Here is a 1,231-nt window from a genome sequence, read left to right on the forward strand (position 1 = left end):
GCCGAGCCGGCCGGTTGTTCGACCGGCAAACAGACTGGTCATGCCACGTTTCACGATGACCATGAGGCCTCGATGGACGGTATGCCAGGCATGCACGCCTCGGTCCCGTCCAGCGTTGGTGCGGCCTCTCTTCCGGGCCCGCTCCTGCCGGGCATGCCGCCACCGTTGCGCGCCGACGACCTCTACGCCGCCGACCGGCCGAACGCGCTGTCGGATGCGGTCAAGGACGACCCGGTTCGCGTCTACGTGCCGAACTTCGACGACGGTACGGTGTCCGTGATCGATCCGGCGACGTACCAGGTGATCAAGACCGTCCGGGTCGGCAAGGGCGCGCAGCACGTCGTGCCGTCATGGGATCTGCGCACTCTGTGGATCAACAACAACGAGGGAAATTCGCTGGTGCCCCTCGACCCTGCCACCGGCGTCTTCGGCAAACCGGTCCCGGTCGACGATCCGTACAACCTGTATTTCACGCCGGACGGCAAGGCTGCGATCGTGATGGCCGAGGAGCAGGAACAGTTGGTTTTCCGCGACCCGCACACCATGGCCGTGCGCAAGACGCTTCCGGTGCACTGCAAAGGGGTCAACCACGCCGACTTCTCCGCCGACGGCCGCTACCTGATCGTCAGCTGCGAGTTCTCCGGTGACCTGATCAAGGTCGACGTCGCCAAGCGGTCGATCCTGGGGCGGATCCGGCTCCCCGGCCACCATCCGATGCCCCAGGACATCAAGATCGCTCCGGACGGCCGCACCTGGTACGTCGCCGACATGAACACCTCGGGCGTGTGGGTCGTCGACGGCGACCGTCTCGCGGTGCGAAAGTTCATGCGAACCGGCGAAGGCGCCCACGGACTCTACGTCAGCCGCGATTCCCGGAGCCTCTACATCGCCAACCGTGGTGAGGGCTCGATCTCACTACTGAACTTCGCCACCGGCAAGCTGGTCGCCAAGTGGCGCATCCCCGGCGGCGGCAGCCCGGACATGGGCAACGTGTCCGCCGACGGCAAGGTGCTGTGGCTCTCGGGCCGGTACGACAACGTGGTCTACGCGATCGACACCAAGGACGGCCATCTCGTCAAAAAGATCAAGGTCGGCCGTGAACCACACGGTCTCACGGTCTGGCCTCAACCGGGCCGCTATTCCCTCGGCCACACCGGCATTCTCAGGTAGGGGAATAACTGGGTTGCTGGACCATCCCGATAGGTCCACGGTAGGCGCGCACAGGCATTTT

The 1,231-nt window shown here is 65.1% G+C and carries 1 protein-coding gene; it reads left to right on the top strand.

The window, feature by feature from the left end; translation table 11 throughout:
• The first annotated feature begins 72 nt into the window (after positions 1-72).
• Positions 73-1,170 carry a beta-propeller fold lactonase family protein gene (locus ACGFIO_RS44335; protein ID WP_392837333.1) on the top strand — a complete coding sequence of 366 codons (1,098 nt, stop codon included), beginning with the start codon at positions 73-75 and terminating at the stop codon, positions 1,168-1,170.
• Positions 1,171-1,231 lie beyond the last annotated feature (61 nt).

Origin of the sequence: Actinoplanes sp. NPDC049265 (genome assembly GCF_043197135.1) — a bacterium.
GTDB lineage: Bacteria > Actinomycetota > Actinomycetes > Mycobacteriales > Micromonosporaceae > Actinoplanes.